A 24,912-nucleotide genomic window follows, 5' to 3' on the forward strand; every position below is an offset into this window, starting at 1 on the left:
AGCGATGAGCGACGAGGTCTTCAGAGTCGAGACGCACGGGATCGACCAGATCCCCGACGGGGAACGCCACGGCAGCGCCAAGGACCTGTTCTGGCTCTGGTTCGGGTCCAACCTGACCTTCACCTACGTGATCAACGGCGCCCTCGCCGTCGCCTTCGGCCTCACCTTCTGGCAGGCCACCGCCGTCGTGGTGATCAGCGGACTCGCCTTCTTCGCCATCAGCGCCGCCGGCCTCTCCGGAGTCCGCACCGGCACCGCCACGCTCGTCATCTCCCGCGCCGCCTTCGGGGTCCGCGGCAACCTCCCCGCCGGCGTACTCAACTGGATCGTCGGCGTCGGGTACACCGTCCTCAACACCGTCGTCGGAACCCTCGCGCTGGAGGTGGCCCTCGGCCGGCTCGGCCTCCTCCACGGCACCCCGGCCAGGGCCACCGCGCTGCTGGTCACCCTCGCCCTCACCTTCGCCATCGCCCTATGGGGCCACGCCACCGTGCAGTTCGCCGAACGCTGGATGGCCTACGTCCTGGCCATCGGCTTCGGCGCCCTGCTCGCCTTCCTGCTGCCCGGAGCCGACACCACCGCGCCCGCCACGGCGGCCCCCGGAGCGTCCGGATGGAGCCTGGCCTTCGTGATCATGCTGGCCGCGCCCTTCTCGTACCTGCCTATGCCCGCCGACTACACCCGCTACCTGCCGCGCACCACCACGCTGCGCTCCGTCACCTGGTACGGCGCACTGGGCGGGTTCCTCTCCTCGGTCGCCCTCGGCGTCGCGGGCGTGGCCGCCGCCACCCGCACGGACATGACCGACGCCGTGGCCGCGACCGGGGACCTGCTGCCCGCCTGGTTCCAGCCCGTCTTCCTGGCGCTCGTCCTGGGCGGCTCCGTCACCAACTCGATCATCACGCTGTACTCCTCCAGCCTCAACCTCCAGGTCCTGGGCATCCCCTGGAGCCGGGCCAAGGCCATCGTCGTCAGCGCCGCCATCACCGGACTCGGCTCGCTCGCCGCGCTCTTCCTCACCGACTTCACCACCGCCCTCACCTCCTTCCTGTCCCTGCTGATCATCGTGTTCGCGCCGTGGGGCGGCGTGTTCCTCGCCGACATGCTGCTGCGCCGCTGCCACTACGACGAGCGGGCCCTGCACGCCACCGGCCCCGGCGGCGCCTACTGGTACCGCGCCGGATACCACCCCGCCGGCCTGGCCGCACTCCTCGCCGGCATCGCCTTCGCCGCCCTGACCTGCGACTCCGAACTGTGGACCGGCCCCCTCGTGGCCCCGCTCGGCGGAGCGGACCTCAGCCTGCTCGGCTCCGCCGTCTCCGGGCTCCTGTACTGGGCCCTGTTCCGCAAGACCCCGGCCCGGCTCCCGGCCGCGACCTGACCCCCGCCTCCGCGCCTCCACCCCACCCGCACCCAGGAGCACCACCCATGCACCCTCCCGCGCCCGCCGACCTGCTGCTCACCGGCGCCCGGATCCACACCGTCGACCCCGACCTGCCCGAGGCGGAAGCCCTCGCCGTGCGCGACGGCCGCATCGTGTGGCTCGGCCCTGACACCGGGGCCGAGCGCTGGGCCGGACCGGACACCGAGCGGATCGACGCCGGCGGCCGGCTGGTCCTGCCCGGCTTCGTCGACGCCCACAACCACGTACGGCTCGGTTCCGACGACGCCTGCGTACAGCTGGCCGGGGCGCGCAGCCTCGCGGAGATCCACGACCGGATCCGGGCCTGGCGGGCCCGCAACCCCGGCGCCGCGTGGATCGAGGCCGAGGCCTTCGACTACTCGGCCCTCCCGGACGGCCGGATGCCGTGCGCCGCCGACCTCGACCCGGTCACCGGCGACACCCCGGCGGTGGTCCTCTCGTACGACGTGCACACCGCCTGGCTGAACACCGCGGCCATGCACCGGCTCGGCGTCACCCGGGACCGCACCGACCTGCCCTTCGGCACCGCCCGCACCGACCCGGGCACGGGCGAACCCACCGGATTCGTCACGGACTTCGCGGTCAAGGGGCTGTCCCGGGAGGGTCACCGGGCGCTGCGCGAACTGGGCGTGCCGTGGGCCTCGCCCGACCGGCAGTACGGGCGACTGGTCAAGTCCCTGGACGACGCGATCCGTTACGGCATCACCACGGTGGTGGAACCGCAGAACTCCCTCGACGACCTCGAACTGTTCGCGCGGGCCCGGGCGGAGGGCCGACTGCGCTCCAGGATCGTTGCCGCGCTGTTCCACCCGCGGGGCACGGGGGCGGCCGATCTGGCGGAATTCGAGGCGGCGGGCCGGGAGTTCGCGGACGACCGGCTGCGGGTCGGCCCGCTCAAGCTGTACATCGATGACGTGGTGGAGCCGCGGACGGCCGCACTGCTGGAACCGTACGCGGGGTGCGGCAGCCACCGGGGCGACACCTTCTACCCGCCGGAGGAGTTCGCGGAACTCCTGGCGGCGCTGGACGCGCGGGGCTTCCAGTGCTTCGTGCACGCCACCGGCGACCGGGGCATCCGGACCGTGCTGGACGCGGTGGAGCACGCCCGGGCGGTCAACGGCCCGCGCGACGCCCGCCACCAGGTGGTGCACGTGGAGTGCCTGGACCCGGCCGACGTGCCGCGCTTCGCCGAGCTGGGCGTGGTGGCCTGCATGCAGCCGAGGCACTGCGCGCCGGAGATCGCGGGCCCCGGGCAGGACTGGGCGGAGAACGTGGGGGAGGAGCGCTGGCACAAGGCCTGGCCGATGCGGAGCCTGCACGAAGCGGGGGCGGTGCTGGCGTTCTCCAGCGACTGGAACGTGGCCGAGATGGACCCGATGATCGGCATCTACACGGCGGTCACGCGGCGGCCGCTGGGCGGTGGGGAGGCCTGGCGGCCGGCCGAGACGGTGGACGTCGCGACGGCCGTGTACGGCTACACGATGGGCTCGGCCTACGCGAACTTCCTGGAGCACGACAGGGGTTCGCTGACGGTCGGGAAGGCGGCGGACTTCGTGGTGCTGTCCCGGGACATCTTCGCGGTTCCGGCCGACCGGATCCCGGGCACGGTGGCGGAAACGGTGGTGGTCGCCGGCGAGGTGGTCCACCGGGCGGCCTGACGGCCGGGCTCTTCTGCGCGGCGGGTGCGGCGGGGGTGCGGGTGTGGCGGGGTCGCGGGTGTGGCGGGGGTGTCTGCGGGGCGGGTGGGGTGGTGCGGGGGTCGGGGGCTCCGGGTGAGGGTGTCCGGGACTGCATGATTTACGGCGCCGAACTCGGAACCGGTCCGTAGCCCGGCGGTCGCGCCACAAATCACGCTTTACGTCCCGGACACCCTCCCCCTCCGCCCCCGCCCCCCTCCCGCCGTCTCTCGGCTTCCCCGCCCACTACCCGCCCTCCGGGCCGTCCCCCCAGTCATCCCCCCGGCACGGCGACCGGTGAACCACTCCGCCCAGCGCTACGAGAAGTGGAACCGCCGAGCGCCCGTGTGTACGGGCACGGACCGCCCCACCCTCGGGTGGAGTTCGGGGTGCGGGTGTCCCTCCCCCACCGGGCGGAGGTTGCGGGGCTGCCGGCGGAGGTGCGGGCGCGGGTGGGGTTTCCCCTTGCCGGGCGGAGGTGTGCCGGCGTGGGGGTGCGGGGGTGGGGGTGGAGGGTGGGGGTGTCAGGGACGTAAAGCGTGATTTGTGGCGCGACCCCTGAGCCACGGGCCGGTTCCGAGTTCTGCGCCGTAAATCATGCAGTCCCTGATGCCCTCACCCGGAGGCCCCGCCCCCGTGCCCCCGCGCCCCGTCCACACCCCCGCCCGGCCCCGCCCAGCCCCGCCGGCGATTGAGGCGCGGGGTGCGGGGCGGAGCCCCGCGAGCCCGGCCGCGCGTCACCCGGGCAGCCCGCTGCCCACCGCCGCCCCCGGACGACCACGGCGGAAGACCGCACACGCCAGGGTGACCGCCGACCCGAGCACCGCCCAGGCGCCCAGGACGAGCACCGGCCCGCCCGCCCCGTTGCCGCCGAAGTACGCGATGGACCGCGCGGCGTACGTGCCGGCCCCCGGCGGCAGGGCCGGCCCGATGGCGCGCCAGAACGGCGGCAGCAGCGGGTACGGGTAGGCGCCGCCGGCGCTGGGGTTGCCGAGGACGACCACCAGCAGGATGGCCAGGCCGATGCCGACGACCCCCGCCAGCCCCTGGAACGCCAGCGTGATCGCGCCGACCGCGAAGACGACCAGCGCCCCCAGCCCCCACAGCCCCCAGATGCTGCCGGGCAGCGCGTCGAGGACGGGCCCGGCGATCAGCGTCCCGAGGAGCCCCGCGACGACCGCGTACGCGGCCAGCGCGCCGAGCCGGATCACCGCGCGGGCGGAGTTCGCCGGCCGGGCGCCGGCGCTGATCGCGAGAATCGCGGCGCACAGGTACCCGCCCACGCACCAGCCCACGACCAGGTAGAAGGCGGACAGGCCGCGGGCGTCGCCCGGGTCGGCCGGGGCCACGTCGGTCACCTCGACGGTCCGCCCCCGCGCCCGCTCCGCCGCCCCGACGACCGCTTCTAGGGCCTGGGAGAGGGAGGCCCCGGCCCCGCTGGCGACCAGCAGCCGGTCGGTCGTGCCGGTCGGGACCACGAGCAGCGCACCGTCCACCTCGCGGTTCCGGATCTGTTCGACCGCCTCCGCCTCGTCCCTGACCGCCCGCGGGTCCAGCGGGTCCCCGGGGAGCCCGCCGAGCTGCTCCACCGTCTGCTCGGTGATCCGTCCGGTGGGGGCGGCCACGGCGATCGGGATGTCGCTGGGCTTCGGCTGGTGGAAGGCCCCGATGTAGGAGGTGACGAAGGCGAGCTGGAGGGCCAGCACCCCCAGGACCAGCAGCGCGGCCCGTGCGGTCACCGCGTCCTTGATCTCGGCGAGGAAGCTCATGGCCTCCACGCTCGGCGTGCCCGCGGCGGGTCGCAGCAGGGGAGGGGCGAACGGGTGAGGGACCGAAACGGAGGATCGAACACGTGTTTCGTACGGGCATTCGAATTGGTCTATGGTGGAACGGGGGGAGCAGAGCAGTAGTGGCGTATCAGGGAAGCAGGAGGCGCCGGGTGCCCGGTTTCACGCATCTGCACACCGTTTCCGGTTTCTCCGCGCGCTACGGAGGCGCGCATCCGGAACGGCTGGCGGAGCGTGCCGCCGAACGGGGCATGGACGCCCTCGCCCTCACCGACCGCGACACCCTGGCCGGCTCGGTGCGGTTCGCGAAGGCCTGCGCCAAGGCCGGGATCCGCCCGCTGTTCGGCGTGGACCTGGCAGTCGCCCCGGCCCCCGGCCCGGCCCGCGCGACCGGCACGAGCGGCATCGCCGGCACGAGCGGCACCGCCCGCGCGAACGGCACCCCCGGCCCGGCCGGCCCGAGCCCGAGCGGCCCGGCCGCCGCCGGCGTGCCCGCCGCGGCCCGGTCCGTCCGCCTCCGCACCCCCGTCAAGGGCGGCGCCTTCGTCGACGAGTCCGCCCCCCGCGCCGTGTTCCTGGCCCGGGACGGCGCCGCCGGCTGGGCCGAGCTGTGCCGGATGGTCACCGCCGCCCACGCGGACGCCCTGGAGACGCCCCGGCTGCCCTGGCGGGCCCTGCGCGGCGAAGGGGTGTACGTACTGCTCGGCCCCGGCTCGGAGGTCGGCCGGGCGCTGGCCGCCGGGCGGCCCGACCGGGCGGCGCGGCTGCTCGCGCCCTGGCGGGAGGTCTACGGCGACGCGCTCCGGCTGGAGGCCGTGGACCACGGCCGGGCCGGCACCGGCCCCGGCTCGCTGCGGCTGGCCGCCCGTACCGTCGGCTTCGCCGCGGAGCAGGGCGTCACCGCCGTGCTGACCAACGCCGTCCGGTACGCCGACCCCGGCCAGGGCCCGGTCGCCGACGTCCTGGACGCCGCCCGCCGCCTCGTCCCCATCGACCCCCGGTCCCCCCTCGACCCCGGCGAACGCTGGCTCAAGGGACCCGCCGACATGGCCGGCGCGGCCGACCGGATCGCCCGGGCCGCGGGACTGCGCCCGGCCGACGCCCGCCGCCTGCTGGAGGACACCCGCCGCACCGCCGACTCCTGCGCCGTCGACCCCGAGGACGACCTCGGCATGGGCTCGGTGCACTTCCCCGAGCCCTGGCTGGTCGGCGCGGCCCACCGCACCGCCCAGCGGGTCCTGGAGTCCCGCGCCACCGCCGGCATGGTGCGGCGGGGCTACGCGGGCAACCGGGCCTACTGGGACCGGATGCACCACGAGCTCGACATCATCGCCTACCACGGCTACGCCTCGTACTTCCTGACGGTCGCTCAAGTCGTGGACGACGTACGCAGGATGGGCATCCGGGTCGCGGCCCGCGGCTCCGGCGCCGGTTCCCTGGTCAACCACCTCCTCGGCATCGCGCACGCGGACCCGGTCGAACAGGGCCTGCTGATGGAGCGGTTCCTGTCCAAGCGCCGCCACGTACTGCCCGACATCGACATCGACGTGGAGTCCGCCCGCCGGCTGGAGGTCTACCGCGAGATCATCGGCCGGTTCGGCGCCGAGCGCGTCGCCACCGTCGCCATGCCCGAGACCTACCGGGTCCGGCACGCGATCCGCGACGTGGGCGCCGCCCTGTCCATGGACCCCGCCGTCACCGACCGGCTGGCCAAGGCCTTCCCGCACATCCGGGCCCGGGACGCCCGCGCCGCGCTGGAGGAACTCCCCGAGCTGCGCGCGGTCCACGCCGAGCGGGAGAAGTACGGGCGGCTGTGGGAGCTGGTGGAGGCGCTGGACGCGCTGCCGCGCGGGGTGGCCATGCACCCGTGCGGCGTGCTGCTCTCGGACGCCTCCCTGCTCGCCCGTACCCCCGTCGTGCCCACCAGCGGCGAGGGCTTCCCGATGTCCCAGTTCGACAAGGACGACGTGGAGGACCTCGGGCTGCTCAAGCTCGACGTGCTGGGCGTGCGGATGCAGTCGGCGATGGCGCACGCGGTCGCCGAGATCGGCCGGGCCACCGGGCGGCGGCTGGACCTGGACGACCCGGACCAGGTGCCGCCGGGCGACCCGGCGACGTACGAGCTGATCCGTTCGGCCGAGACCCTGGGCTGCTTCCAGATCGAGTCCCCGGGCCAGCGCGACCTGGTGGGCCGGCTCCAGCCCGCCACCTTCCACGACCTGGTCGTGGACATCTCGCTCTTCCGGCCCGGGCCGGTCGCCGCCGACATGGTCCGGCCGTTCATCGAGGCCCGGCACGGGCGCGCGCCGGTCCGCTACCCGCACGAGGACCTGGCGGACGCGCTCCGCGAGACCTACGGGGTGGTGGTCTTCCACGAGCAGGTCATCGAGATCCTGCACGTGATGACCCGGTGCGGACGGGACGAGGCCGACCGGGTGCGGCGCGGGCTGTCCGACCCCGAGTCGCAGGGCCGGATCAAGGCGTGGTTCGGGCAGCGGGCGCGGGAGCACGGTTACGACCCCGCGGTGATCGCCCGCACCTGGGAGATCGTCGAGGCGTTCGGCAGCTACGGCTTCTGCAAGGCCCACGCGGTCGCCTTCGCCGTGCCGACCTACCAGTCGGCCTGGCTGAAGGCCCACCACCCGGCGGCCTTCTACGCCGGGCTGCTCACCCACGACCCGGGCATGTACCCCAAGCGGCTGCTGCTGGCGGACGCGCGGCGGCGCGGGGTGCCCGTGCTGCCGCTGGACGTGAACCGCTCGGCGGTCGCCCACCGCATCGAACTGGTGTCCGAGGCCCCCCGGGTGTGGGGGCTCCGGCTCGCCCTGGCCGACGTCCACGGCATCAGCGAGGCGGAGGCCGGCCGGATCGAGACCGGCCAGCCGTACGCCTCCCTGCGCGACTTCTGGGAGCGAGCGCACCCGGGCCGTCCGGTCGCCGAACGACTCGCGCAGGTCGGCGCGTTGGACGCCTTCGGCGCCAACCGCCGGGACCTGCTGCTGCACCTGTCCGAACTGCACGGCTCCCAGCGGGCGCTGGGTGTACGGGACGGCCAACTCCCGCTGGACGGAGGCGGGTCGACGGCCCGCCTCGGCCTGCCCGACCTCAACGACGCCGAGCGGCTCAGCGCCGAGCTCGGTGTGCTCGGCATGGACGCGTCCCGGCACCTGATGGGGGACCACCACGCCTTCCTCGCCGAACTCGGCGTGGTTCCGGCCCGGTCGCTGCGGGACGTGGAGCACGGCCGGACGGTGCTGGTCGCCGGGGCCAAGGCGGCCACCCAGACCCCGCCGGTCCGGTCCGGCAGGCGGGTCATCTTCACCACCCTCGACGACGGGACCGGCCTGGTCGACCTGGCCTTCTTCGACGACAGCCACGAGGCGTGCGCGCACACCGTCTTCCACTCCTTCCTGCTGCTGGTGCGCGGGGTCGTGCAGCGGCGCGGTCCGCAGAGCCTGAGCGTGGTGGGTTCGGCGGCGTGGAACCTGGCCGAGCTGGCGGAGCTCCGCGGGTCCGGCGGCCTGGACGCGGTCGCCGCGCGGCTGGCCCGGCCGGCCCCCGTGCCGGGCGGCTCCCCGGACACCGGCCGGCGGATCGAGCTGCCGACCGGCTACACGCTCAACCCGTGGGCGGACCTCCAGCCGGCGGGCACGGGCGCGGAGCCCCCGCGCAAGCTGTGGCACTCCAGTCCGGGGAGCGCGGGATGACCGTGCCGCGCACTCCGGTCCCGACGGCGTTCGCGGCGCCGGCGGGGGAGGGGCCCCGCTTCGCGGCGGTGCCCGGGGCTGTGGTGCCCGGGGCGGGAGCCGGCGCCGGGGTGCTGTGCCTGCGGTTCAGGGCGCTGGACGGCGGCCCGCCGGACCCGGCGGTCTACCCCGCCCTGCTGGGGATGCTCGGTACGGTGACCCCCACCGTCCAGGCCCTCCCTCCCGACACCGCCCTCGCCGACGTCCGCGGCGCCCTCCGCTACTTCGGCCGGGACGCGGCCGGCCTGGCCGCGCTGATCCGGGTCCGGGCCCTCGCCCTGTACGGCGTGGACTGCGTGATCGGCGCGGCCGCCAACCCCATGCTGGCGAGGATGGCGGCCCGCGAGGCCGGCCCCGGCCGGACCGTGCTGGTCCCGGAAGACCCCGGTTCCGTACGGGAGTTCCTGCTGCGCAAGCCGGCCTCCGCGCTGGACGGGATCGGCCCGAAGGCGGCCCGCGCGCTGTGCTCGTACGGCCTGGACTCGGTCGGCCGGATCGCGGCCGCCCCCCTCGGTACCCTCCAGCGGATCCTCGGCGCTCGGGCCGGCCGCGAGGCGTACGAGCGGGCCCACGGCATCGACCGCACCCCGGTGGTGCCCGGTGCCACGACCCGCTCGCTGGGCGCGGAGCGGTCCTTCGGTCACGACGAGCTGGACCCCGGGGCCCAGCGCCGGGCGCTGCTCTCCCTCACGGAGGAGCTCGGCGCGCGGCTGCGTGCCCAGGGGCAGGTCTGCCGGTCGCTGTCGCTGACCGTGCGCTGCGCGGACCGCACGGCCCTCACCCGGGACCGGGTGCTGCCCGAACCCACGGCGCACTCCGCCGCGTTGACCGGCGCCGCGTACGCGATGCACACCGCGCTGGGCCTCCAGCGCGCCCGCGTCCGGCTCCTCGCGCTGCGCGCCGAGGGGCTGGCCCCGGCCGACCGGGCGGTGCACCAGCTGAGCTTCGACCCGGAGGACGACAAGGCCCGGCGGATCGAGGCGGTGGCGGACCGGGCCCGCGCCCGGTTCGGTCCGGCGGCCGTCACCCGGGGCACGCTCGCGGCCGGGCCGGCCGGGCGGGCCGGGCGGGCCGGCCGTACCGGGGACCGGGCCGACGGCCGGGCGGCCTAGCGGATCCGGCGTGACACGTTTGACTTTTTACTGACGCGTAACTTCCAACCGTTGCTACTCGACCGTAATTTAACGGCAGCGACATCCCCTTGTGATCCGGATCACTGGGCCTCTCCTCCCCCACGCAATCCCCGAACGCAAGGAGATCGCTCGATGCTGCCCTGGAGACGCCTCCTCCGCCCCCTGGCCGTCCTCGCGCTCGCCGCGGCCGCCCTGACCCCCACCACCGCGCAGGCGTCCACCGCCCCCGCCCCCAGCAGCGGCTGGAACAACTGGTCCTGCAAGCCCTCCGCCGCCCACCCGCGCCCGGTCGTCCTGGTCCACGGGACCTTCGGGAACTCCGTGGACAACTGGCTGGGCCTCGCCCCCTACCTGGTGCACCGCGGGTACTGCGTCTACTCGCTCGACTACGGCCAGCTGCCGGGTGTGCCCTTCTTCCACGGCCTCGGCCCCATCGACAAGTCGGCCGGACAGCTCGACGTGTTCGTCGACAGGGTCCTCGCCGCCACCGGCGCCGCGGAGACCGACATCATCGGCCACTCCCAGGGCGGCATGATGCCGAACTACTACCTGAAGTTCCTGGGCGGCGCGGACAAGGTGCGGGCGCTGGTCGGGATCGCACCCGACAACCACGGGACGACCCTGCTGGGGCTGACCAAGCTCCTGCCCTACTTCCCCGGCGCCGAGGACCTGATCAGCGAGGCCACCCCCGGCCTCGCCGACCAGATCGCCGGCTCGGCCTTCCTGACCAAGCTCAACGCGGGGGGCGACACCGTGCCCGGCGTCGAGTACACCGTGATCGCCACCAGGTTCGACCAGGTGGTCACCCCGTACCGCAGCCAGTTCCTGGACGGGCCGAACGTACGCAACGTGGTCCTGCAGGACCTCTGCCCGGTGGACCTCTCCGAGCACGTCGCGATCGGGCTGACCGACCGCATCGCCTGGCACGAGGCCGTCAACGCGCTCGACCCCGCCAACGCGGAGCGCACCACCTGCGCGTCGGTCTTCGACTTCGACTGAGGACGACGCGCGGGCGGCGGCCCGGGACCGGGGAGCCGTCAGCGGCCGTGACGGCCCCCGGTGCTCCGGCGGCGCGCCAGACCGAACAGCACGGCCGCGCCGACCGCCAGGGCACCGGCCCCGCCGATCGCGATCAGCGACGAGGTGCCGCTGCCGCCGGTCTCGGCCAGGTCGCCGCCGGCGACCGGGGAGGGCGAGGAACCCGCGTTGGTCTTCGGGTCGTCGTCCCCGTGCCCGCCGTGCTCCACGGTGGACTTGCCACGGCCCTGGTCGATCTGCTCGTCGGTCGGCGCGGAGGGCACGTCGGTCGGCCCGGCGGACGGCGGGACGGACGGCTGCGCGGTCGGCGTCGCCTGCGGCTGCCCGCTCGGCTTCGCACCCGGCTTCGTGCTCGGCTTGGTGCTCGGCCCGGCGCTGGGCGTGCCGCCCGGCTTGCCCGGCCTGCCGGTGTCCTTGCCGAACACCACGTCCGAGCAGGTGTAGAACGCCTCCGGGCTGTCGGACCGCTGCCAGATGCTGTAGATCAGGTGGCGGCCCGACTTCTTCGGCACGGTCCCGGAGAACACGTAGTCCCCGCCCTGCATCCGGGGGTCGGTGACCGTCGCGAACGGGGCCGGCTCCAGGTCGGACCACTTCAGCGGCTTCGACGGGTCGTAACCGTCCCGGGTGACGTACAGGGCGAAGGAACCGCGGTGCGGGGCGGTGCCCTTGTAGCGGAAGGTGTGCGGGCCCGCCTTCATCGGGCTGGCCGGCCAGTCGCCGCGGGCCAGGTCCAGGCCCCGGTACTTGTCGTTGCCCGCCGAGCACAGCTTGCCGTCCGGCACGAGCCGCCTGTGCTGTCCCGCCGCGTTGGCGATGTTCACCGCGTTCCAGTCGTAGAAGGCCTGCGCCCCACTGGCCGCGACGGCCGCCTTGCAGGCCGCCGACCTGGGCGACTCCGGCCCCTCGGCGTAGCAGGCCGCGACCCGGCTCACCGGGTCCGTCATCGAGCCGTGCGCGGCGGCCGGCACCGCGGCGTACGCGGCCACCGCGAACGGGGCGAGGCCGAGGGCGGTGATACGGCGTGCGGCGGTGCGGCGAGCGGACATGGACGGGTCTCCTTCGGGGCGGCACGAGCGGTCGGTGCCCGGCCAAGCTAGCCACTGGGAGCGGCCGTTCGGCGTGGTCAGAGCCCCTGGGGACGATCCTTAGGGTTCGTTTAAGGCAGGCATAGGAGCGGGCTCAGGTACGGGGCCGCGGACCCGCGACGGCGGGCGCCGTACGCTGGAAGCATGATCGTTCCGGCCCGCCAGGGAGACCTGCCCGCACCGCGTCCGGCCACCGCCGACGACGTGGACGCGGTACGCGCCGTCACCGACGCCGCGTACCACCACTACATCGCGCGGATCGGGATCCGGCCGGCGCCGATGGACGCCGACCACGCCGCCGAGGTGGCCGCCGGCCACGTCTTCGTGGCCGGCGAGCCGGTCGCCGGACTGGTCGTCCTGGTGCCGGCCGCCGACCACCTCTTCCTCGACAGCGTCGCCGTCCACCCCGGCGCCCGCGGTACCGGACTCGGCCGGCGCCTCCTCGGCTTCGCGGAGGAGCGGGCCCGCGAGCTGGGGCTGCCGGAGATCAGGCTCTACACCAACGCGATGATGTGGGAGAACCGCGAGATGTACCCGCGCTACGGGTACGAGCTCGTCGAGCGCCGGGTCGACGGCCCCTACGACCGCTTCCACTACCGCAAACCGCTGGCGCCCTGACCCCCTGTCCTCCTACGGCCGGAGCAGCTCCGTCAGGGTGCCTTCCCGCGCGAGGCGTTCCAGCTCGTCGAGGGCGGACGCCGCCCGCCGCGCGGCCTCCGGGTCGCGGCCGGCGAGGCCGCTCGCCTCGAACTCGTCCTCGTCCAGGCGCAGTACGGCGGACCCGTCCGCCGACACCCACAGGTCGAGGTCGAGGTCCTCCACCACGATCTCGCCCCCGACCACCACCGCCGGGCGGGTGACGTCGCAGTACCAGCCCTTGGGCGTCCCGTCGCCGCCGCGGACCTCCTTGACGGCGTACCAGCGGTCCCGCCAGTAGTGCTCGGTGAAGACGTCACCCGGCTCGAACCGGACGAAGCCGAAGTCGCGCACGCCCGGCGCCGACCACGGGGCGCTCACTCGCACGTGCGTGCCGTCGTCGCCCAGCAGCGTCGCCCGGTAACGGATCTTCGTCCGGCCGCCCTTGGTCAGGACCACGTCCACGAAGGGCGCCATCTCACGCCCCCAGCTTCTTCGTGAAGCGGGTCTCGGTCGCGCAGACCTCGTACCCGAACCAGTCGTTGATGGCGAGCATCGGCTCGTTCCCGCTGTCGTTCTCGGTGAAGGCCTCCGTGTACCCGGCGGCCCGCGCCCGGTGCAGCGAGGCCGCCTTGGCGAGCTTGGCGAGCCCGCGGCCGCGGTGGGCGCGCAGGGTGCCGGTCATGGCCGAGGCGTAGCGGGTGGCGCCGTCGGTCTGGGCGGCGGTGAAGGCGGCCACTTCGCCCTCCACCAGAGCGACAACGGTCAGCTCCTTGTCGAGTACGGGGTTGTTCCAGGTGTGCCGCACCCAGTCCTCGAAGTCGTCGAACTCGACGTCCACGTCGCCGGGTTCGTCGGCGGTGGTCTCGGCGTCGGCGAGGAAGAGCGGGCGCGGGTCCCCGGCGAAGTCGGACGCGGGACGCAGCTCCACCCCGGCCGGCAGCTCCGGGAGCGGGGGCAGAGCGGCCGCCGCGAGGTCCAGGCGGAGGAAGTGCGCGGACCGGCTGGGCCGGTAGCCGCGGCGCTCGGCGAAGCCGCGGTGGACGGGCTCGTCCAGCACCCACGAGAACACCTCGGTGGCGCCCTCCGCGGCGAGGTGTTCCTCGGCGGCGCGCAGGATCGCGGTGCCGGCGCCGAGGCCGCGGCGCCCGGGGTGCACGTACGCGTTCACGAAGGCCCGACCCGGCTCCGCGCTGTCGTGGACGACGCCCACCTGCGCGGTGCCGACGACCTCGCCGCGCCCGTCCTCGGCGACCAGCAGGCGGTACCGCTTGGCGGGGTGCGCGGAGGAGAGCTCGAAGCCGATCACCTCCGGGTTCGTGATCATGTAGGGGAGGGCGGCGCGGCGCACGCGTACGACGGCCTCCACGTCGGCGGGGTCGGTCGCGCGGAGGTCACGGACGAGAACAGTCATGATCCGGACGCTACGTGCGCGGCTGGGCGGGCGCCTCCGAATTTCCCCGCGGCGGTCCCCCGATGCAGCAGAATCTGGCGGGTGACCTCGACGAACCTGAAGATCACCATTTCGGCGGCGGCCGGCTCGGCGGCCCCGTACGAGCAACTGCGCGCCCAGATCGCGGAGCGGGCCCGGTCCGGCGGGCTGCCGGCGGGGTACAAGCTGCCCACCGTGCGCGGGCTGGCGGAGGAGCTGGGGCTGGCCGCGAACACGGTGGCCAAGGCGTACCGGGCGCTGGAGGCGGACGGGGTGATCGAGACGCGGGGCCGGCACGGGACGTTCGTGGCGGCGGCGGGCGACGCGACGGCCCGCGAGGCCGCGGCTGCGGCGCAGGCGTACGCGGAGCGGGCGCGGCGGCTGGGGCTGACCTTCGACGAAGCGGTGTCGACGGCCGTCGAAGCGTTGCGCTCCCGCTACCCGGCCTGACCCCGGCGCCGGGCCCGGCGCAGCGGCGTCTCAGCGTGGCCGCCCGGAGCGGTGGCCGTCCGAGCCGGCTCCGCCCGACCACGCGGGGCTCTGCCCCGCCCCCCGCGCCTCAATCGCCGGCGGGACTGGGGTTTGCCCGCGCGGAGCCGGCCTGCTGGGCTGCGCCCGGGCGGGCCTTCCGGCCCGAGCGGCGTTTGAGCGGGGCCGGGCGGAGCCGAGCCGTGCGCGGCGTTCCGGCCCGGTGCGGGGGCGTTTCAGCCCGAGCGGCGTTTGAGCGGGGCCGGGCGGAGCCGAGCCGGGCAGCCTGGGCTCCGGCCGGGAAAGCGCTGCTCGAGTGCCTATGGGGCTGGGTTTCCCCGCCCGGAGCCGGTCCGCTGGGCTGAGCCACCGCGGGACCGCAGCCCCAGTCGTGCCCCGCCGGAGGCTAGAGGTACAGGCCCGCCGCCGGGCCGTGGGGCTGGGGTGGGAGTACCGCCGCCGGCCCCGAGCCGCGGCGGAGGGCGAAGAGTTCGGCCAGGGTGGCGCCCTCGCGCGACACCCCCTCGTCCGTGCCGAGCCAGTCCACCGCCTCCCCGTGGGTGAGCGGGCCGACCTCGATCCGGGCCAGGCAGCGGCCCGGCCGGACCACCGCCGGGTGGAGCCGCTCCAGGTCCTCGTTGGTGGTGACGCCGACGAGCACGTTGCGGCCCTGCCCCAGCAGCCCGTCCGTCAGGTTCAGCAGCCGGGACAGCGCCTGCCCCGCCGTGTGCCGCGCCTCGCCGCGGATCAGCTCGTCGCAGTCCTCCAGGAGCAGCAGCCGCCACCGCCCCTTGGCCGTGCCCTCGTCCTCGCCGATCGCGATGTCCATCAGGTACCCGACGTCGTTGAACAGCCGCTCCGGGTCCAGTACGCAGTCCACCTGGCACCAGTCCCGCCACGACCGGGCCAGCGTCCGCAGCGCCGAGGTCTTGCCGGTCCCCGGCGGCCCGTGGAGCAGCAGCAGCCGGCCCGCGATGTCGTCGGGCGTGACCTTCATCAGCCGGTCCATGGCCGCGGCCACCGGCCCGGAGTAGTTCGGCCGCACCTCGGCCCAGGTGCCCGCCGCGATCTGACGCGTCGTCCGGTACGGCCCGCGCCGCGGTGAGACGTACCAGAACCCCATCGTGACGTTCTCCGGCTGCGGTTCGGGCTCGTCCTGCGCCCCGTCGGTGGCGGCGTCCAGCATGCTCGTCGCCAGCTCGTCGCTGACCGCCGTCACCGTGACGTCCGCCCCCCGGCTCCACCGCGAGACCAGCATGGTCCAGCCCTCGCCCTCGGCGAGGGTGGCGCTGCGGTCGCTGTCGCGGGCCGAGCGCAGCACGCGGGCCGACGGCGGCAGCAGGGTGGCCCCGGCCCGGACCCGCTCGATGGTGACGCTGTGCGAGTACGGCTGCTCGCCCGACGCGAACCGGCCGAGGAACAGCGCGTCGACGACGTCCGAGGGGGAGTCGCTGTCGTCGACGTTGAGCCGGATCGGCAGTGCGTCCTGAGGGTTGGTCGCTGGCATGGCGCCCATGATCCGGCACGAGGTCCCCCCGTGCACCCGTGTTTCGCCGGTTCGTTCGCTGGATCGGGTGCGCGACTTCCCTCCTCAAACACCTTCGGCGTGAAGATTCCGCCCCCGAATCTTCTTGGCATGGACACTTCCAGAAACCTCCGGCGGCTTGTACCACGGACTGGACGGTCAACCCCCACGACCGTCACGACCCCCACGAGGAGCCGCCCCCATGAGCACGGAACTCCGCCGTTTCGCCTCGTTAAGCTCCGCCCTCCTGCTGGCCGCAGGTGCCGCCCTGTTCGGTGCCACGGCGGCTGCCGCGGCCCCCCAGGCCGACTTCGGGTACGTCGCGCTCGGCGACTCGTACTCCTCCGGCGTCGGCGCCGGCAACTACGACAGCGGCAGCGGGAGCTGCAAGCGCACCAGCCGCGCCTACCCGGCGCTCTGGGCCGCCAGGAACTCCCCGCAGTCCTTCTCCTTCACCGCCTGCTCGGGCGCCCGCACCGACGACGTCCGCAACAACCAGCTCGCACCGCTCAACAGCGGCACCGACCTCGTCAGCATCACGGTCGGCGGCAACGACGCCGGGTTCTCCGACGTCATGACGACCTGTGTGCTGCAGTCCGAGTCCACCTGCGTCAACCGCGTCAACCAGGCCAAGGCGTACGTGGACAGCACGCTCCCCGGCAAACTCGACCAGGTCTACAACGCCATCCGGGCCAAGGCCCCGGCCGCCCGCGTGGTGGTCATCGGCTACCCCCGCTTCTACAAGCTCAACGGCACCTGCGTGGCGGGGCTCTCCGAAGGGGAGCGCTCGGCCATCAACGGGGCCGCCGACCACCTGAACACCGCGATCGCCAAGCGCGCCGCCGACCACGGGTTCGCCTTCGCCTCGGTGGTCGGTGCCTTCACCGGACACGAGATCTGCTCCGGCAGCGCGTGGCTGCACAGCGTCAACTGGACCAACATCGGCGAGTCCTACCACCCGACCGCGGCCGGACAGTCCGGCGGCTACCTGCCCGTGTTCACCAACGCCGCCTGAGCCGGCGTCACCCCGGTCCGGCCACCAGAACCACCAGAACCACCGGCGCCACCAGCGCCATTCCGGCCGGACCGGTCAGGCCGACGCGAGCAGCCAGACCAGCGCCACCAGTCCCACCAGCAGGACCAGCACCCCGGCCGCCAGCACCAGGCCGGCGCGGCGCGGCACCGCCCCTTCCGGTGGTGCCGCGGTCGCGGTACCGCCGCCGGCCCCGTCGGCGCCGGACTCCCCGGCACTCGCCGCGGGGATGCCGGCCGGCCCCGACTCCGGGCCGCCCGAGGCGCGTACGGTCCCGCCCGCGCCCACCACCCGCAGCATCCGCGCCGCTTGGGCCGGCGTCGCCCGCCGCGCGGGATCCGCGTGCAGCAGCACCTCCAGTACGGGTGCCAGCGTGCCGGCCCGGCGCGGCGCGGCGGCCTCACCGCCGGGGACCGGCCGGGGCGGCGGGCTCCCTTCGACCGCGGTCCACAGCAGCGCCCCCAGCGACCACAGGTCCGCCTCGGGCGTGGGCTCACGGCCCGACTCCAGCTCCGGCGCGAGGTAGGCGCCCGCCGGACCGTCCGGCCGCGGCAGGCCGAAGTCGCTCAGCATCACCCGGCCGTCGTTTGCGACCAGCACGTTGCCCGGCCGTACGTCGCGGTGCAGCACCCCCGCGTCGTGCGCCGCGCGCAGCGCCGCCAGCAGCTGCTCGCCGATGTGGGCCGCCCGCCCGGGCGGCAGCGGCCCGTCCCCGGCGAGCACCTCGGCCAGGGTCAGCCCGCGCACGAGCTCCATCACGATCCAGGGCCGGCCGTCCTCGGAGGCCACGTCGTGCACCCTGACCACGCCGCGGTGGGCGATCCGGGCGGCCGCTCCGGCCTCCCGCTCGGCCGCCTCGTGGACCCGGCGCACGCCCTCGGCGTCCAGTCCGGCCGGGGCGCGCACCTCCCTGACCGCGACCTCCCGCCCGAGCAGCTCGTCCCGGGCCCGCCAGACGATCCCGGAGCTGCCCTCGCCCAGCGGGTCGAGCAGCCGGTACCGGCCCGCCAGGGTGCGTCCGCCGACCGGCTCCCGGCTCCCGGGGCCTTCTGCGCCCGCTCCGCCCGCTCCGCTCTTCGCGCCCTCTGCGCCCGCTCCGCTCTCTCCGCCGCTCATCCGCGTCATCCGAGCCCCCCATCAGCCCCGGTCGTCCGCAACGGGTCGATCACTCCACGTTATCCGAGTTGGCGCCTTGTGGCGTGGGTCGCGCGGAAACTCTCCAAAGCAGCCGATTTGTGCGGAGAGTGACGGTCGACTCCGCTGAGTAACCGTCAACTCCCGCATGAAACAGGGGTAATTCACACGCCCGGGATACCCGACTGCGACGTCGGGGCGATAGGGTTACCCTGCCCGGGCCGGGTGCCCTCGTACGGGTGGGGAGAGACATGGAACAGATAGCAATGCGCAGCAGGCCGCCCCGCGTGCCTGCCATCACCTGCGGCAGCAGCGCGACCAGCTCGCGCCTCGACCGCCACCTCGCCGTGCTGGGCGGACCCGCCGTCCCGCAGCGCGAGACGGCCGAGGCGACCCTGCTGATGCGTGAACTCACGTCGCGCGACCACACGCACGTCCAGCGGAGCCGGAGCGCGCGCGTCTCGCTCTTCGCCCCGCTGCGCCGGCTGCGTCGCACGCTCCTCGGCAGCCGCCGCTCGTAACACGACGTCCCTTCACCCGGCACACCTCCGTCCCCGGCCTCAGGCGACCACACCGTCCCGGCGCAGCGCCGTGATCTGCGCGTCCGTCATCCCCAGGGCGCGCAGCAGGGCGTCGGTGTGCTCGCCGAGTGCGGGCACCGCGCCCATGCGCGGTGCCGCGCCGCCCGGCAGCCCGACCGGCGGCAGCAGGGCCCGCAGCGGCCCGGCCGGGGTGTCCACCTGCCGCCAGCGGTCGCGCGCCGAGAGCTGGGGATGCGCGGCCAGGTCCGCCACGGAGTTCAGGCGGGCGCAGGCGATGCCGGCCGCCTCCAGTCGTTCCAGTGCCTCCGCCGCGGTCAGCGCGGCCAGTGCCTCCGCGACCACGGCGTCGGTCTTCTCCCGGTTCGCCGTCCGCGCCGCGTTCGTCGCGTAGCCGGGGTCGGTGCCCAACTCGGGTCGGTCCAGCACCTGTTCGGCGAGGCGTCGCCATTCCCGGTCGTTCTGCACCGACAGCAGCACCTGCCCGCCGTCCGCCGTCGGATAGGCGTCGTACGGCGCGATCACCGCGTGCGCGAGGCCGGTCCGCGCGGGCTGCCGCCCGCCGTGCATCGTGTGGTGCAGCGGATGTCCCATCCACTCGGCGAGCGCGTCCAGCATCGACACCTCGACCCGGCCGCCCCGCCCGGTGGTGCCCCGGCGCAACAGGGCCGCCAGCACCCCGGAGAAGGCGTACATGGCGGCCGCGATGTCGGCCGCCGGGATGCCGGCCTTCACCGGCCGGTCGGGGGTGCCGGTCACCGACACCAGTCCCGCCTCGCACTGCACGAGCATGTCGTAGGCCCGCTTGTGCGCGTACGGGCCCTCGGCGCCGTAGCCGGAGACGTCCACCGCGACCAGGCGTTCGTACCGGGCGGTCAGGGCCGCCGAGTCGAAGCCGAGGCGGGCGGCCGCGCCGTGCGCGAGGTTCTGCACGAACACGTCCGCCTCCGCGACCAGCGCGTGGAGCAGCTCGCGGCCGCGCGGGTCCTTCAGGTCCAGCGCGATGGACTCCTTGCCCCGGTTGGCCCACACGAAGTGCGAGGCCAGGCCCTGGGCGGCGGTGTCGTAGCCGCGGGCGAAGTCGCCGCCGTCGGGGCGCTCCACCTTGATCACCCGGGCGCCGAGGTCGGCGAGCTGGCGGGTGGCGAAGGGTGCGGATACGGCCTGTTCGACGGCGACGACGGTGATGCCGTCCAGCGGGAGCGGTTCGGTGTCCATGACAGCACTGCCTACCCGCTGGGCGTGTGGCTTGTCACCCGGGCGCCGCGCCGGAATGCCGCGTTTCGTCCGGTTCCCGCGCGTATGTCGACGGTCATGGGATGTCAGGTCCGGGCCGAGTCCGCCGTCACGCACCGCGCCTCGACCGGGACCGTCACGTCCCTCCGCCGGGTCCCGCTCAGTCCTGGCCGCGCGCGAACCTGCGCGCGGCCAGCGGTACGAACAGCACCAGCAGCGCCAGCGACCACAGCACCGCCCCGGCCACCGGGTGGGCGGCCGGCCAGGCCGCGCCCGGGGCCGCCCCGCCACCCGCGTTCCCGCACAGTTCGCGGACCGCGGTGGCCACCGCGCTGATCGGGTTCCACTCGGCCACCGCGCGCAGCCAGTCCGGCAGCCCGGCCGTCGGCAGGTACGCGCTGGACAGCATCGGCAGTACGAAGGTGGCGCTGCCCAGCTGGCCCGCCGCCTCCTCGCTCCGGCTCACCAGCCCCAGGTACGTGCCCGTCCAGGCGGTCGCGAACCGGAACAACAGCAGCACGCCCAGGGCGGCGAGCGCGCCCGGCAGCCCGTTCTCGACCCGCCATCCCATCGCGAGGCCCACCAGCATCAGCGGCACCATCGACACCCCGGTGGTCAGCAGATCGGCGGCGGTCTGTCCGAGCGGGACCGCGGCCCGGCTCATCGGCAGGGTCCGGAACCGGTCCGTGACCCCGCGGTGGGCGTCCTGCGCGGCCGTGAACATCCCCGTCATGAGGCCGTTGGCGGCGGTCGCGGCGAGCAGGCCGGGCACCAGGAACTCCCGGTACTCGGCGCCGGGCATGGCCAGCGCGCTGCCGAACACGTAGCCGAAGAACAGCAGCATGGTGATCGGCATGGTCTGGGTGAGGATCAGCAGGGCGGGCGCGTGGCGGGCCTTGTTCAGCTGCCGGCCGAAGACGGCCGCCCCGTCGGTCAGGACGTTGCCGGTCATGCCGCGTACTCCTTCACGGTGGTGAGGCGGAGGAAGACCTCGTCGAGGGTGGGCGGGCGCAGGCTCGCGTCGGTGACCGGGATGCCGGCCGAGTCCAGGGCCCGGATGACCCCCGGGAGGGTGAGGGAGGGGTCGGCGACGGTCACGGTCACGGTGAGCGCCTCCTCGTCCACGTCCGGACGGCCCCCGGTGAGCCGGTCCAGGACGGTGGCCGCGCCGGTGAGCGCGTCGGCTCCGGCGACGGTCACCCGGGCCGCCGATCCGATGCGGGCCTTCAGGGACGCGGGGGTGCCGGTGACGGAGGCCCGGCCCCGGTCGACGAGGACGATGTCGTCGGCGAGCCGGTCCGCCTCCTCCAGGTACTGGGTGGTCAGCAGCACGGTCGTGCCCTCGTCGGCGAGCGACCGCACCGCGGTCCAGATCTGCTCGCGGCTGGCCGGGTCCAGGCCGGTGGTCGGCTCGTCGAGGAACAGCACCTCGGGGCGGCCCAGCAGGCCGGCGGCCAGGTCGAGCCGCCGCCGCATGCCCCCGGACCAGGTGCGGGCGACTCGGTCGGCGGCCTCGGCCAGCCCGAAGCGGTCGAGCAGGGCGTCGGCGCGGGTGCGGGCGGCGGCTCCGCGCAGCCCGGAGAGCCGCGCGAACAGCCGGAGGTTCTCCCGGCCCGTCAGGTCGCCGTCCACCGAGGCGTACTGGCCGGTGACGCCGATGGCCCGGCGTACGGCGGCGGGGGAGCGGACCACGTCGTGGCCGGCCACCGAGGCGGTCCCCCCGTCGGGCGCGGTCAGGGTGGCGAGGACCCGGACGGCGGTGGTCTTCCCGGCGCCGTTGGGCCCGAGCAGCCCGCAGACGGTGCCGGCGGGGACGGCGAGGTCCAGTCCGCGCAGGGCGCGCACCTCGCCGAACCGCTTCTCCAGACCCTCACTAAGTACAGCGTACGTAGTTGTCATGCGGCGACCATACCTCACTACGTACGGCGTACGTAACTACGATGGGGTCCGAGTACCGAGATCGAGGTGATGGCCGATGACAGCCAGCGGGCGTACCGCTGAACCCGGGGTGATCTGGGCCCGCCCCCAGCGGGCCGGCCGCGGGCCCCGCCCCGCGCACAGCCGTGACTCCATCGCGGCGGAGGCGGTGCGCATCGCCGACGCGGAGGGCGTCGAGGCGGTGTCCATGCGGCGGGTCGCCGCCGGGGTGGGCGCCGGGACCATGTCCCTCTACAACTACGTCCCGCGCAAGGAGGACCTGTACGAGCTGATGGTCGACGCGGTCAGCGCGGAGTACGAACTGACCCCGCCCAGCGGCGACTGGCGCGCCGACCTGCTCGGCATCGCCCGCCAGGGACGCGCGCTGATGCACCGCCACCCGTGGCTGCCCCGGCTGCTCTCCCCGGTGTACGGCTTCGGGCCGCAGGCGCTGCGCTACCTGGAGCACTGCCTGGCCTGCCTGGAGCCCCTGGAGGCCTCCGGCGCCGAGAAGGTGGAACTCGTCGCCGCGCTGAACGGGACCGTCGCGACGTACGTGACCGGCGAGCTCGCCCTCGCCGAACGGGCCCGCAGCCTGCCCTGGAGCGAGGCCGAGGAGCAGCGGGTCCGCGGCGCCTGGCTCGTCGGCCGCCTGGCCACCGGCGACTACCCGCACCTGGCGGCCGCCCTGTCCTCGGCGGACGGCACCCCGATCGCCCCTGACCTCGACGCCGCCTTCGACCGCTTCCTGGACCGGCTGCTCGCCGGGTGGGGGGCTTCCTAGCGCCGGGCGACCCGTACGCGCCTACAGGGGGAGGGCGAACTGGCCGCCCGGGCCCTCCTCCTGGTGGTCCAGGACCGAGGCGGGCCGCCGGGACCAGCGCGGAGGCGGCAGGATCCCGCCCTCCCGCAGCAGGGCGGCGGGCAACAGCGGGCCGGGCCGGAACGCCGCCCGCTCCGGTGCCAGTCCGGCCAGCAGCGAGAGCGTGGTGATCAGGCCGAGCAGCTCCGAGGTCCACTCCTGCGGCCAGTCGGCCGGACCGAGGGCCTCCAGGCCGCCCGCCTCCGCGTGCCAGTGCCGGGTCCTGGCCTCGAACCAGCCCTCCAGCACCCGCACCCCGCGCACCTGGTACTCCCAGGCCCCGGCCGGAACCGGGGAGATCTGGCCGCCGCCCAGGTGCAGGGTCCGGGTCTCCGGCTCGTAGACGGGCCCGTCCGGCCGGCCGGGCAGCGCGGCCCGTACGTAAGGCCGGTGGCCGCCGGGCAGCCGGGGCGGTTCCCCGCCCCGCGCGCCGCGCAGCTGCACGGTCAGCAGCCGCCGGCCGAGGTCCACCCCGGTCCGCCAGCGGTCCGGGTCGGCGGCCAGCGGCACCTCGTACCCGGCCGGGCCGGGGCGTCCCGCTGCCAGTGCCCAGCACAGCACGTCCTCCGGGGCCACCCGGGTGCGGTACCGCCCGCCGAGGAAGTCGAGCAGGCCCGGCGCCAGATTGGGCTCGGCCCCGCCGGGCCGGCGGTGCAGCGGCCGCACCCGGCCCGGGCGCCCGGCCGGCAGGTGCGCGGTGACCAGCAGCTCCGGGTCCTCCACGGTGAACAGCTGCCGGGCGTCCCGGACCCGCCACAACTCCGGCCGGGCCGCGTCGATCAGGCGCTGGTCCGGGAGCAGCCACTGCTCGTGGAAGAACTCCGACAGCACCCGCACCGGCTCCGGGCACGGCCCGGGTTCCCGGGCGAACCGGCCGGTCCGGGTCCGCTGCCCGGGGAGCGCGGCCGCGCCGGTCTCCGGCGTACGGGCCCGGGTGGGCCGGAACAGGCGGGCGCGCTCGGCCCCCTCGGCGGCGGCCAGCGCCGCCCACCGGGTCCGCAACGTCGCGGGATCGGCCGCGGTCACCCAGGCCCGACCGAGCCGCAGCGGGGCCACCGACCAGGGCATCAGATCGTCCAGCAGGGGCGCGTCGGTCGTCACCCGGCAGATGGTAGGACCTGTCCCGGCCACCCCGAAGCGTTACGCTCCTTTTGTATGCACATGTTCGGATCGAGGAGGGCGGCCATGAGCCAGTACGACGAGTACTCGACCCCGTCACAGGCGGAGGGCGAGCGCCTCGACGAGGACATGGACGAGCGGGAGCGCAAGCAGCGGCACCCCCAGACCATGCGGACCACCCCGTCCCAGGCGGAGGGCGAGCGCGGTCGCGACGAGGAGGACCGCACCGCCGACCGGGACCGCTGACCGGACCGCTGGCCGCGTCTCGCTGGCCGCGTCCCGCGCACGGTGCCGGTGCAGGTTGCGGTGTGCCCCGGGCCGCGCCCGCTAGTGCGCGTCCATGGTGACCGTGAAGGAGAACCGGTCGCCGCGGTACCGGATCCTGGCCACGTCCACCACCCGGCCGTCCTCGTCGTACGTCACGCCCGTGTAGTGCAGGATCGGGCTGAGCAGCGGCACCTGGAGCAGCTCGGCGGTCACAGGGTCGGCCAGCCGCGCCTCCACCGTGTCCGTGATCCGGCTGATCCGCACCCCGACCGCGTCCCGGAGCACCTTCGTCATCGGCCAGCGCTCCAGGTCGGCCGTCTCCACCGCCTCCGCGACCTCCGGACGGACCGCGTTCTCCGCCCAGTTGGTCGGTTCCCCGGTCGTCCCGTCGCGGCGCAGCCGCCGGTACGTGACCACCTCCGCGAGGCCGGGGAAGTACTCGGCGAGCTCGCCGGGCACCGGACCGCGCCCGCACCCCAGCACCGTCGTCGGCTCGCCCGACTGCTGGGCGACGATCGCGTCGACCGAGCCCAGCAGCCGTACCGGGGCGCCGCGCCGCGCCCCCGGCTCGATGAACGTGCCGCGCCGCCGGTGCCGGCTGATGAGCCCCTCCTGTTCCAGCTCCTTCAGGGCCTGCCGCATGGTCAGCACGCTGACCCCGTAGTGCTCGGCGAGCTGCTCCTCGGTGGGCAACCGCAGGGAGGACTCCGGTGAGCGCCCCAGTATCGAGGCGCGCAGCGACTGCGACACCTGGTACCAGAGCGGCAGCTTCCGGTTCAGCACCAGCGAGTCGGGGGCGAAGGCGGTCACGGTCGGTTCTCCGTACGGGTGGGGCGGTGCGCGGTCCTGGGGG

Annotated in this window: 22 protein-coding genes; 11 read left to right on the top strand and 11 right to left on the bottom strand. The window is 74.9% G+C overall.

Annotated elements, in window-relative coordinates; genetic code table 11:
- The first annotated feature begins 4 nt into the window (after positions 1-4).
- Together ACFY61_RS16195 and ACFY61_RS16200 are read left to right on the top strand one after the other, a co-directional pair.
- A complete protein-coding gene (locus tag ACFY61_RS16195; RefSeq protein WP_389472211.1) occupies positions 5-1,381 on the top strand; it encodes a purine-cytosine permease family protein in 1,377 nt (458 codons plus the stop codon).
- A gap of 47 nt (positions 1,382-1,428) precedes the next feature.
- The gene (locus ACFY61_RS16200; protein WP_389472214.1) at positions 1,429-3,081 is read left to right on the top strand and encodes an amidohydrolase; all 1,653 of its coding nucleotides are present in this window, start codon (positions 1,429-1,431) and stop codon (positions 3,079-3,081) included.
- 755 nt (positions 3,082-3,836) lie between these two features.
- Here the strand turns inward: ACFY61_RS16200 and ACFY61_RS16205 are convergent.
- On the bottom strand, positions 3,837-4,868 hold the full coding sequence (locus ACFY61_RS16205; RefSeq protein WP_389472216.1) for a DUF3533 domain-containing protein: 1,032 nt from the start codon (positions 4,866-4,868) through the stop codon (positions 3,837-3,839).
- A 170-nt stretch (positions 4,869-5,038) separates the two neighbouring features.
- On the opposite strand from ACFY61_RS16205, the gene ACFY61_RS16210 reads away from it, so the two are divergent.
- The 3 genes from ACFY61_RS16210 (at position 5,039) to ACFY61_RS16220 (ending at position 10,764) form a co-directional block, all read left to right on the top strand.
- Positions 5,039-8,593 (top strand): DNA polymerase III subunit alpha, encoded by a 3,555-nt coding sequence (locus tag ACFY61_RS16210; protein WP_389472218.1) that lies wholly within the window; start codon positions 5,039-5,041, stop codon positions 8,591-8,593.
- Between the two features lie 119 nt (positions 8,594-8,712).
- Positions 8,713-9,744 carry a hypothetical protein gene (locus ACFY61_RS16215; protein WP_389472720.1) on the top strand — a complete coding sequence of 344 codons (1,032 nt, stop codon included), beginning with the start codon at positions 8,713-8,715 and terminating at the stop codon, positions 9,742-9,744.
- 153 nt (positions 9,745-9,897) lie between these two features.
- On the top strand, positions 9,898-10,764 hold the full coding sequence (locus ACFY61_RS16220) for an esterase/lipase family protein (protein WP_389472221.1): 867 nt from the start codon (positions 9,898-9,900) through the stop codon (positions 10,762-10,764).
- A gap of 38 nt (positions 10,765-10,802) precedes the next feature.
- Here ACFY61_RS16220 and ACFY61_RS16225 read toward each other — a convergent pair whose 3' ends face one another.
- A complete protein-coding gene (locus ACFY61_RS16225) occupies positions 10,803-11,852 on the bottom strand; it encodes a lytic polysaccharide monooxygenase (RefSeq protein ID WP_389472223.1) in 1,050 nt (349 codons plus the stop codon).
- A 183-nt stretch (positions 11,853-12,035) separates the two neighbouring features.
- On the opposite strand from ACFY61_RS16225, the gene ACFY61_RS16230 reads away from it, so the two are divergent.
- Positions 12,036-12,509 (top strand): GNAT family N-acetyltransferase, encoded by a 474-nt coding sequence (locus ACFY61_RS16230; protein ID WP_389472226.1) that lies wholly within the window; start codon positions 12,036-12,038, stop codon positions 12,507-12,509.
- Positions 12,510-12,521: 12 nt separating this feature from the next.
- On the opposite strand, the gene ACFY61_RS16235 is transcribed toward ACFY61_RS16230, so the two are convergent.
- Entirely contained in the window at positions 12,522-13,004 is a 483-nt protein-coding gene (locus ACFY61_RS16235) for a DUF402 domain-containing protein (RefSeq protein ID WP_389472227.1), read from the bottom strand.
- 1 nt (position 13,005) lies between these two features.
- Positions 13,006-13,941 carry a GNAT family N-acetyltransferase gene (locus tag ACFY61_RS16240; RefSeq protein WP_389472230.1) on the bottom strand — a complete coding sequence of 312 codons (936 nt, stop codon included), beginning with the start codon at positions 13,939-13,941 and terminating at the stop codon, positions 13,006-13,008.
- A gap of 81 nt (positions 13,942-14,022) precedes the next feature.
- Between ACFY61_RS16240 and ACFY61_RS16245 the strand changes: the two genes are divergently transcribed.
- The gene (locus ACFY61_RS16245; protein ID WP_389472232.1) at positions 14,023-14,409 is read left to right on the top strand and encodes a GntR family transcriptional regulator; all 387 of its coding nucleotides are present in this window, start codon (positions 14,023-14,025) and stop codon (positions 14,407-14,409) included.
- Between the two features lie 424 nt (positions 14,410-14,833).
- Here ACFY61_RS16245 and ACFY61_RS16250 read toward each other — a convergent pair whose 3' ends face one another.
- A complete protein-coding gene (locus ACFY61_RS16250) occupies positions 14,834-15,934 on the bottom strand; it encodes a DUF5925 domain-containing protein (protein ID WP_389472234.1) in 1,101 nt (366 codons plus the stop codon).
- Positions 15,935-16,154: 220 nt separating this feature from the next.
- Between ACFY61_RS16250 and ACFY61_RS16255 the strand changes: the two genes are divergently transcribed.
- Complete coding sequence (locus ACFY61_RS16255; RefSeq protein WP_389472237.1) at positions 16,155-16,967, top strand: SGNH/GDSL hydrolase family protein; 813 nt, start codon at positions 16,155-16,157, stop codon at positions 16,965-16,967.
- Positions 16,968-17,042: 75 nt separating this feature from the next.
- Here ACFY61_RS16255 and ACFY61_RS16260 read toward each other — a convergent pair whose 3' ends face one another.
- Positions 17,043-18,101 carry a serine/threonine-protein kinase gene (locus ACFY61_RS16260; RefSeq protein ID WP_389472240.1) on the bottom strand — a complete coding sequence of 353 codons (1,059 nt, stop codon included), beginning with the start codon at positions 18,099-18,101 and terminating at the stop codon, positions 17,043-17,045.
- Between the two features lie 269 nt (positions 18,102-18,370).
- On the opposite strand from ACFY61_RS16260, the gene ACFY61_RS16265 reads away from it, so the two are divergent.
- On the top strand, positions 18,371-18,640 hold the full coding sequence (locus ACFY61_RS16265) for a hypothetical protein (protein ID WP_389472242.1): 270 nt from the start codon (positions 18,371-18,373) through the stop codon (positions 18,638-18,640).
- A 39-nt stretch (positions 18,641-18,679) separates the two neighbouring features.
- Here the strand turns inward: ACFY61_RS16265 and ACFY61_RS16270 are convergent, their stop codons facing one another.
- The 3 genes from ACFY61_RS16270 to ACFY61_RS16280 all read right to left on the bottom strand — a co-directional run bounded on the left by ACFY61_RS16270 (position 18,680) and on the right by ACFY61_RS16280 (position 21,793).
- Positions 18,680-19,876 (bottom strand): CaiB/BaiF CoA transferase family protein, encoded by a 1,197-nt coding sequence (locus tag ACFY61_RS16270; RefSeq protein WP_389472245.1) that lies wholly within the window; start codon positions 19,874-19,876, stop codon positions 18,680-18,682.
- A gap of 178 nt (positions 19,877-20,054) precedes the next feature.
- Positions 20,055-20,846, bottom strand: a complete 792-nt coding sequence (locus ACFY61_RS16275) for an ABC transporter permease (RefSeq protein ID WP_389472247.1) — start codon at positions 20,844-20,846, stop codon at positions 20,055-20,057.
- The gene (locus ACFY61_RS16280) at positions 20,843-21,793 is read right to left on the bottom strand and encodes an ATP-binding cassette domain-containing protein (RefSeq protein ID WP_389472250.1); all 951 of its coding nucleotides are present in this window, start codon (positions 21,791-21,793) and stop codon (positions 20,843-20,845) included. The genes ACFY61_RS16275 and ACFY61_RS16280 overlap by 4 nt, the downstream gene beginning before the upstream one ends.
- Before the next feature lie 76 nt (positions 21,794-21,869).
- Between ACFY61_RS16280 and ACFY61_RS16285 the strand changes: the two genes are divergently transcribed.
- Entirely contained in the window at positions 21,870-22,595 is a 726-nt protein-coding gene (locus tag ACFY61_RS16285) for a TetR/AcrR family transcriptional regulator (protein WP_389472253.1), read from the top strand.
- A 21-nt stretch (positions 22,596-22,616) separates the two neighbouring features.
- On the opposite strand, the gene ACFY61_RS16290 is transcribed toward ACFY61_RS16285, so the two are convergent.
- Complete coding sequence (locus ACFY61_RS16290; RefSeq protein WP_389472722.1) at positions 22,617-23,741, bottom strand: type ISP restriction/modification enzyme; 1,125 nt, start codon at positions 23,739-23,741, stop codon at positions 22,617-22,619.
- 117 nt (positions 23,742-23,858) lie between these two features.
- Here ACFY61_RS16290 and ACFY61_RS16295 point away from each other — a divergent pair, with 117 nt between their 5' ends.
- A complete protein-coding gene (locus ACFY61_RS16295; RefSeq protein WP_389472256.1) occupies positions 23,859-24,038 on the top strand; it encodes a hypothetical protein in 180 nt (59 codons plus the stop codon).
- A gap of 81 nt (positions 24,039-24,119) precedes the next feature.
- On the opposite strand, the gene ACFY61_RS16300 is transcribed toward ACFY61_RS16295, so the two are convergent.
- Positions 24,120-24,869 carry a GntR family transcriptional regulator gene (locus tag ACFY61_RS16300; protein WP_389472258.1) on the bottom strand — a complete coding sequence of 250 codons (750 nt, stop codon included), beginning with the start codon at positions 24,867-24,869 and terminating at the stop codon, positions 24,120-24,122.
- Between the last annotated feature and the right edge of the window lie 43 nt (positions 24,870-24,912).

It is taken from the genome of Streptomyces sp. NPDC012888, from assembly GCF_042900645.1.
Classification (GTDB): domain Bacteria; phylum Actinomycetota; class Actinomycetes; order Streptomycetales; family Streptomycetaceae; genus Streptomyces.